This is a genomic window from Elstera sp. (genome assembly GCF_044372965.1).
GTDB lineage: Bacteria > Pseudomonadota > Alphaproteobacteria > Elsterales > Elsteraceae > Elstera.
Genome location: NZ_JBILQX010000168.1, coordinates 1 through 7,827, shown reverse-complemented (window position 1 = coordinate 7,827; position 7,827 = coordinate 1). Strand labels below are relative to the sequence as shown.

General features: G+C 64.0%; 6 protein-coding genes. 3 read left to right on the top strand and 3 right to left on the bottom strand.

Features of this window, described 5'->3' with window-relative positions; genetic code table 11:
- The coding region (locus ACIQ36_RS16375) for a methyl-accepting chemotaxis protein (protein WP_395831260.1) at positions 1 to 1,965 on the top strand (1,965 nt) is incomplete at its 5' end.
- Between the two features lie 7 nt (positions 1,966 to 1,972).
- Here ACIQ36_RS16375 and ACIQ36_RS16370 read toward each other — a convergent pair.
- Complete coding sequence (locus ACIQ36_RS16370; RefSeq protein ID WP_395831258.1) at positions 1,973 to 2,875, bottom strand: LysR family transcriptional regulator; 903 nt, start codon at positions 2,873 to 2,875, stop codon at positions 1,973 to 1,975.
- 119 nt (positions 2,876 to 2,994) lie between these two features.
- Here ACIQ36_RS16370 and ACIQ36_RS16365 point away from each other — a divergent pair, with 119 nt between their 5' ends.
- Positions 2,995 to 4,014 (top strand): DUF1338 domain-containing protein, encoded by a 1,020-nt coding sequence (locus ACIQ36_RS16365; RefSeq protein ID WP_395831256.1) that lies wholly within the window; start codon positions 2,995 to 2,997, stop codon positions 4,012 to 4,014.
- Between the two features lie 97 nt (positions 4,015 to 4,111).
- Entirely contained in the window at positions 4,112 to 5,011 is a 900-nt protein-coding gene (locus ACIQ36_RS16360) for an N-acetylmuramic acid 6-phosphate etherase (protein ID WP_395831254.1), read from the top strand.
- A gap of 30 nt (positions 5,012 to 5,041) precedes the next feature.
- Here the strand turns inward: ACIQ36_RS16360 and ACIQ36_RS16355 are convergent, their stop codons facing one another.
- Both ACIQ36_RS16355 and ACIQ36_RS16350 read right to left on the bottom strand, forming a co-directional pair.
- Positions 5,042 to 5,458, bottom strand: coding sequence for an OsmC family protein (locus ACIQ36_RS16355; protein ID WP_045776724.1), 417 nt, complete (start codon positions 5,456 to 5,458; stop codon positions 5,042 to 5,044).
- On the bottom strand, positions 5,455 to 7,650 hold the full coding sequence (locus ACIQ36_RS16350; RefSeq protein WP_395831252.1) for an anthranilate synthase: 2,196 nt from the start codon (positions 7,648 to 7,650) through the stop codon (positions 5,455 to 5,457). Before ACIQ36_RS16350 ends, ACIQ36_RS16355 begins: the two co-directional genes overlap by 4 nt.
- Positions 7,651 to 7,827 lie beyond the last annotated feature (177 nt).

Here is a 7,827-nt window from a genome sequence, read left to right as displayed (position 1 = left end):
GAGAGATATTCGCAGCAGTTGGATGAGCAGGCTAAGGCTGCTAAGCGGGCCGCGCTCGATGCGTGGCGCGAGCGGGAGGCTTTCAAGCAAGCCGTGGAGTTGAACCGCACGACCGATCTCTTCACCTGGGCCGCAACCCAATGGGCGGGCGAGCGCGCGGCAACCCTGGCCGGATCGAAACCTGAAGCGATCCAAATGCGCCGCACCAATGCCGATTTTGGTGCCGATGAGGGGATTGAAGCAGCCCAGGCCTTGCTCGGCACGCTTCCCCCGGAAGTGGAAACCTTGGCTGCTGCGCGCAAAACGGTGGAAGCGCAACGAAGCCGGGCTGACGCTGCGAACCGTACGCCCGCGGATCTGCTCCGGCTCTCCGATGGGCTGGCCGAGGCGATTGACCAGGCCCGCGCGGTTCAAGTCGCCCTTGCCCAGCAAGCTCCGGCGGGCGATTTAGTGCTGGCGCAGCGTTTGCGCCTGAAACGCCTCTTGGCCGACGCGACGGCTAGTTTGAGCGAGGAAGAGGGGCTCGTTCTTCTCTCCGCCCAGAGCATTGAGGCCAACCGTGCCCGCTTGATGGCGCTACGCGATATCAATATGGCGGCTTTTGCCGAAGTGGAGCGCGAAGCCGGGTTGGCGGCCCTTGGTCAGCCCGCGCGGGACGCGCTCGCAAAAGCCGGCACGCTGTTGCGCGGCCAGTACCGCCGCGAGATCGATCAAGCCTTGTCCGGAACCGTTCCGGCGAGCTTCCCCACGACCGCCACAAATGCGCTCGACGCGCTGCTCGCTATTCAGGAAACGGCTGTCGCCGATACGGTTGCTTATGGCGAGCGCCGGGCCAGTGCCGCCAATACGCGCCTCGTGCTGATGCTGGGGCTCACCGGCCTTGGCCTTGTGCTGACAATCCTTTCCATCTGGGTCGTCACCCGCCGCGTTATCGCGCCGCTGCTGCACTTGGGCGAGACGATGAAAACCCTGGCGACGGGCCGCTATGATATCACCATCGACGGGCAGGACCGCCGCGACGAAATCGGTGCAATGGCCCAGGCCGTGACCGTCTTCCAAAGGAATGGGCTCGAAAATCAGCGCCTCGCCACCGAAGCCGATAGCATCCGCACCGCTGCCGAAACCGAACGGCGCACCGCCCTGCATGCGATTGCCGATCGGCTGCGGCAGGAGGTGGGGAGCGTTGTTACCATCGTGTCGACCGCCGCCGATCAAATGAACGGCTCGGCGGAGAATCTGGCAAAGACCGCCGGGACCACCTCCCAGCGCTCGGAAGCAGTCGCCACCGCCAGCGCTGCCGCTACCGATAATGTCGGCGCGGTGGCCGCTGCCGCCGAAGAGCTTTCGGCCTCCATCGCCGAAATCGAGCGGCAAGTAACGCACTCTACCGGCATCGCCGCCCAGGCGGTTAACCGCGCAACCGCTACCAATGAGACCGTTCAGGGCCTCAGCGACGCCGCCGAGCGCATCGGCGAAGTGGTGCGCCTGATTGGGGAAATCGCCGCGCAAACCAATCTTCTTGCCCTCAACGCCACCATCGAAGCCGCCCGCGCTGGGGAGGCCGGCAAAGGTTTTGCCGTCGTCGCCACCGAGGTCAAAAACCTTGCAGCCCAAACCGCACGGGCGACGGAGGAGATTGGCGCGCAGATCAATAATATCCGCACCACGACCGATGAAACCGTCGACGCCATCCTGGGGATCGGGAGTATTATCGGCGAAATGGACAATATTTCGCGCCTGATTGCCGAAGCCGTCGCCAGCCAAAGCGCCGCGACCGACAATATCGCCCGCAATGTCCAAGCGGCGGCCCAGGGCACGCGCTCGGTATCGGAAACCATCGGCGACGTCACCCACCTCGCCCGCGATACCGGCGATGCTGCCGCCGATCTTTTGGCTGCCAGCCGTGAGGTGCCCGCCAGTCCGATCAACTCCGAAAAGGGGTTGATCGCTTCTTGGGGGATTTGACGGCGGTTTAATCCGCCTCAACCGCGCGCGTCCCCGCCGGGGCCGCCTGCGCCAAAAGCCACGCCCGAAACCGCCGCAAGGTCGGATGTTCGGCGCGGGCGGGTGGGTAGGCCAGGGCGTAGGTGCCGGGACGGGAGAGGCCGCGCGAGAACAGCACCTCCAGCCGCCCGGAGGCTAAATCGGGCTCAATCAAGAAACGCGGCACCAGCGCCGCGCCCAGGCCGTGAACGGCAGCTTCCGCGAGGGTCAGAAACTGCTCGAAGCGGAAACTCGCCGGGCGCGCGTCCAGGGAGGGGAGATTGCCCGCCGTGAACCAATCGGCCCAAGCCGTGGGGCGCGTGTTGAGGTCCAGCCGGGGGATGTTCAGCAAATCCGCTTCCTCCCGAATCCCGTGGCGCTGACGAAAGCGCGGGCTCGCCACCGGCACCACGGTTTCGCCAAACAGCGGGTCGAGCCGCGCGCCCGGCCAGGGTTTCGGCCCGGCGTGAATCGCGGCATCAATGCCGCTGCCGATAAAATCGAAGGGCTCCACCCGCGTCACAAGGTCCAGCCTTAGTTTAGGATAACGCGCCTGGAAATCCGGCAGGCGCGGCACCAGCCAACGGGTTGCGAAGCTTGGCAACACGGCTAGGGTGAGATTCTGCCCCGCCTCCCCCGCTGTGCGGCAGGCGCGGATGAGATCGTTTAGCAGCGGCGTCGCTTCGGCCACAAACCGCCGTCCCGCCTCGGTCGGCGCGATGCGCTGGCGCACTCGGTCGAACAGGGTCACGCCCAGGGCGGCTTCCACTTGGGCAATCTGACGGCTGACGGCGCTTTGGGTGAGCCCCAGCTTTTGCGCCGCTGCCGAGACCGACCCATGCTCGGCGGCCAGAACCACCGCGTGCAGACCGGGAAGGGTTGGGAGGGACATATATCATTCCAGAGAAGCATGAACTTAACCGTTCTTGATGCTAGACCGGGGGAGGTTTCCGGCGCAATGCTGAGGGCATCAAATTTTTCGCCCTCAGGTTTGTCACGGGGAGTTCCGACATGTCGATTTTGCTGACGCTCATCAGCCGCACCTTGGGGGCCGAAAAAGCCCAGAGCTTGGCCGACACGCTCTATATCCACCCTGCGCTTCTGGCCGAGGAAGGCCCGCGCGTTAGCCGCGCCGTGATGGCGCAAGCGCTGAACATGGTGCTGTTCGACGATCTGATGGTGCGCGTGCCTGCGGCGGCCGCCTATATAGCCGATAAGCGCGCCTCGAGCGAAAAAAGCGTTCACGATCACGGCGCGGTGCGCACGGTCGATGGGCCGGTAACGGGTGCCCTGCCGCGCGGGCAAGACGCCCTGGTGCGCTTACTCACCCCGCTTGGCTACCGCCAGAACGGCTTGTATCCGCTGGATCGCCTGAAGATGACGGGCCGCTCCTACGGGCAGGTCGATTTCCCCGAAGATATCGCCCAATTCTTTGTCAGCGAGTTGCATGTTGACCGTTTTTCCTCGGCCTTCGGCGCGGCGGTGGCCAATGTGCTGAAAGACTCGGTCGATCCGCTCGATGCCGCAACGGTGGCGACGCTCGCCGCCTTCGAGCTCGATGGCGCGGTCGATCTCGATGCGGCCGTCGCCGCTTTGCCGGTGATCGCGCGCAGCTTCGACCGGCATCACCCGGCCCCAAGCCTAACCGATTACGAAGCGCTAAAAGCCGAATCGGCGGAAATGGCCTGGATCGCCACGGAGGGGAATGCCTTCAACCACGCCACCGACCGCGTGCCGGATGTCGATACGCTCGCCGCCCAACAGAAGGCGCTGGGCCGCCCGATGAAGGACGCGGTGGAAGTCTCGGCCTCGGGCCGCGTCCGCCAAACCGCCTTCCGGGCGGCGCAGGTGCAGCGCCCCTTCGTCGATGCGAGTGGGGCGACGGTGATGCGCGAGGTGCCAGGCTCCTTCTACGAGTTCATCACCCGCGACAGCATGACCGACGATCAAACCGGCGCGAAGAAGCTGGATTTGGGCTTCGACAGTTCCAACGCCCAAGGCATTTTCAAAATGACGGCGGCAACCGTGTAACCCTTTGCTCTAAGCAATTTTTGCCGAGATTGACCCCGGATCGAAACGGCCGGTATGGTGGGCATCCCCTGCCACCGTTTCATCCGGTTTTTAGTTTGTGAGCACCGAAAAATTCAGCCCGCGCTATCGGGACCTCGACGCCTGGAACCCCGATGAGATTCTGGGCGCGCTGCTCGATAGCCAGTTTTGCGCCGTCGCCGCCGTTAATGCCGCGATTAACCCCCTGGAGCGCGCCGCCGTCGCCATTGCCCAGCGGCTGCACCAAGGCGGGCGGATCGTCTATGTCGGCGCAGGCACCTCGGGCCGAATCGCGGTGCAAGACGGCGCGGAACTTCCCCCCACCTTCGATTGGCCACGCGACCGCGTTGTTTTCATCGTGGCGGGCGGCATGGGGGCACTGGTTCAATCGGTCGAAGGGGCCGAGGACAATCGCGAAGCCGCGATTTGGGCGATTGAAGACGAGGCCATCGGCCCCGAAGATTCGGTGATCGGGCTCGCGGCCTCCGGAGCCACCCCCTTCACCGTTGCCGCCATTCAAGCCGCCCGGCAGCGGGGGGCGCTCACGGTCGGTATCGCCAATAACGAGGACTCGCCGCTACTGCACGCCGCCGATTACCCGATACTGCTCGATACCGGGCCGGAGGTCGTCGCGGGCTCAACCCGGCTCAAGGCGGGCACCGCCCAAAAAATCGCCCTTAATCTGATTTCGACCGTCGTGATGATCCAATTGGGCCGCGTCTATGATGGGTTGATGGTCGATATGGTGGCCGCCAACGAAAAGCTACGCCGCCGCGCCGAACGGATGCTGCACCGATTGACCGACGCGCCGATGGATCGGATTCAAGCCGCCCTGGAAGCCGCGAACGGCAAGGTAAAGCTCGCGCGCCTGCTGCTGGAAGACTTGGGCGTCTCCGAAGCCCGCGCGCTGCTGGACCATCACAATGGCCACCTGCGCCCCGCCCTCACCGCCCTCGCCGCCCGCCGCAAATCGGCGTAAGGGGAAGGCCGAAACCCTCCCCACGCCTCTCTAGGCTTCGATCACTTCAATCGTATGCGTAATCTCGGCGGTTTTGCCCAGCATGATCGAGGCTGAGCAATATTTCTCTGCCGAGAGGGTTACGGCGCGCTCAACCGCCTCGCGCGGCAGGTTCTTGCCGGTGATGCGGTAGTGCATGCGGATCGCGGTGAAGACTTTTGGATCGGTCTCGGCTCGGTCCGCGTCGGCGCTAATCTGGCAATCGGTAATCGCGTGGCGGCCTTTTTCGAGGATCATCACCACGTCAAAGGCCGTACACCCGGCCATCCCCGCCAGCAGCATTTCCATAGGACGCAGCCCGAGGTTGCGGCCCCCGGATTCGGGGGCCCCATCCATTACCACCGCGTGACCGCTGCCCGATTCGGCAACGAAGGTGCGGGCTTCGAGCCAGGTTACTTTCGCCTTCATGCGGCTTCTCCTGCAACAGGGGCTTGCGCGCGCAAGCGGGTAACGACATTGCGGATCATCGCCGGGCCAGCCCCGCCGCCCAGCGACATGATCGATTCCGGGTGGAACTGCACGCCTGCGACCGGCAAGCTCTTATGCTCCACCGCCATAATCACGCCTTCCGCCGTTTGGGCCGTGACCCTGAAGGCCTCCGGGAGCGTCGCCGTATCGGCATAAAGCGAGTGATAGCGCCCTATGGTCACTTCGTCCGGCAATCCGGCGAACAGCAGGCTATTGCTCTCGACGCTGACCGCGCTGGGCTTGCCGTGAACGGGTTCGGCCAATTGCCCCAGCGTGCCGCCGAAGGCTTCGACCATCCCCTGCATGCCAAGACAGACCCCAAACACGGGCACATCGGCTTCAACCGCCTGCTGAACGAGGCCGGGAACGCCGAATTGTTCGGGTCGGCCCGGTCCGGGCGACAGAACCACCAGATCCCAGCCGCCCGCCGCTAGCGCCGCCGGGGCATGGGTGTACCGCAGCGTCGTCACGGTCGCACCGGTCTGGCGGAAGTAATCGGCCAGGGTCAGCACGAAACTATCTTCGCAATCGACGATCAGGATATTGCGGTCCACCGGCGGTAGCGGTTCGGCAAGCGCCGGGCCGTTGTGGCCCTGCTTCACCGCCAGAATCGCCTTGCGGCTGGCCGCGCCCTTCAGAATGGTCTCGCGCTCTTCGGCGTCGGGGTCGCTATCGTAAAGCAACGTCGCGCCCACGCGGATTTCGGCGATTTGATCCTTGAGGCGGATCGTGCGCAGGGTGAGGCCGGTATTAAGGTTGCCGTCGAAGCTAAGCCGCCCGACCGCCCCCCCGTACCAACGGCGCGGGCTCGCCTCATTTTCCTCGATGAACCGAACGGCCCAACGCTTCGGCGCGCCGGTGACGGTAACGGCCCAGGTGTGGGTCAGGAAGGCATCCAGCGCGTCGCATTCGGGGCGCAGCGTGCCTTCCACATGATCGACCGTATGAATAAGGTGGCTGTAAAGCTCGATCTGCCGCCGCCCAATCACCTTCACCGAACCGGGCACGCAGACGCGCGCCTTATCGTTGCGGTCCACGTCGGTACACATGGTGAGTTCGGATTCGTCTTTTTTGGAGTTCAGCAACTCCAGAATCCGGTCGGCATCCTCGATGGCGTCGCGCCCGCGCGCAATCGTGCCGGAAATCGGGCAGGTTTCCACCCGCCGCCCTTCGACGCGCACATACATTTCCGGCGAGGCCCCAACGAGATATTCGCCGTCGAGATTAAACAGGAAGCCGTAGGGGCTGGGGTTGATCTTGCGCAGCGCCCGGAACAGGTCGCCGGGGCGGGCGTCGCATTCCTCAAAGAAGGTCTGGCCCGGCACCACTTCGAACAGATCGCCGCGCTGGAAATAGGGCAATGCTTTGCGCACCAAATCGGCATAGCCCCCCGCCGGAAAGTCCGACGCTTGGGCGGGTTTGCGGCGCGCGCCGCTATAGTCGATGGTCGCGGTTTCGCGCGGCAGACCGTCGGTCTTCAGCAGCGCATTGCCCGCTTGCCCGGCAAAATCATAGGTAATCTGCTGGGCTTGGCCGCGCTGATTGTCGATCACCACCAGTTGATCGGGCAAATAGAGCACCATATCGCGCTGATCGTCCGGGCGCGGGCGCATGCGGTCCACCGGCTCGAACTGATAGATCAGGTCATAGCCGAACGCGCCGTACAGCCCCAGATGCTCGTCCTCATCGCTCTTGAAGGCCGCGAGCAGCGCGCGCACTACCGAGAAGGCGGAAGGTTGTTGCGAGCGCTCTTCTTCGGCGAACTTGAGGGGGAGCGGAATGACCGCCCCGTCAATATGATCCTCGGCAACCGAAATCGCCGTAAGATGCGGGTGGCTCTCCAGCCCCGGACGGGCGAGGCGCAACAGCAACCGCCCACGCTCGTTCAACGCCGTCAGCGTAAACACGCGGCCAACAGTCGAGATTTCCAGCGGCGGATTGACGAAACCTAAGCTCCAGCGCTTGTAGCGGCCCGGATATTCATAGGCGGACGACAAAAGCGCCCCGCGTTGGGTATTGAGTTGATCGATCAGCGCATCAATGGCGGCATCAAAGGGAACATCCGCAATGGTGCGGGTGATGGTGATGCCGCCGTTCGTCGTATAGACGAACGGAACCGAGGTTTTAGACATGGCAGAAAGGCCCTTTTTCGCAAAAAACGGTTAAACGAGGGATAGCGCGCCTAACCGCGACGCCATCGGCCCATACACCATTGCGCGACCTTCACCACGTCAGAATCCCCATTCGTAACTTACTATCGACGCAGCATCGATAGAGGCCTATACCCCTAGCATCGACCAGCCCGGCGG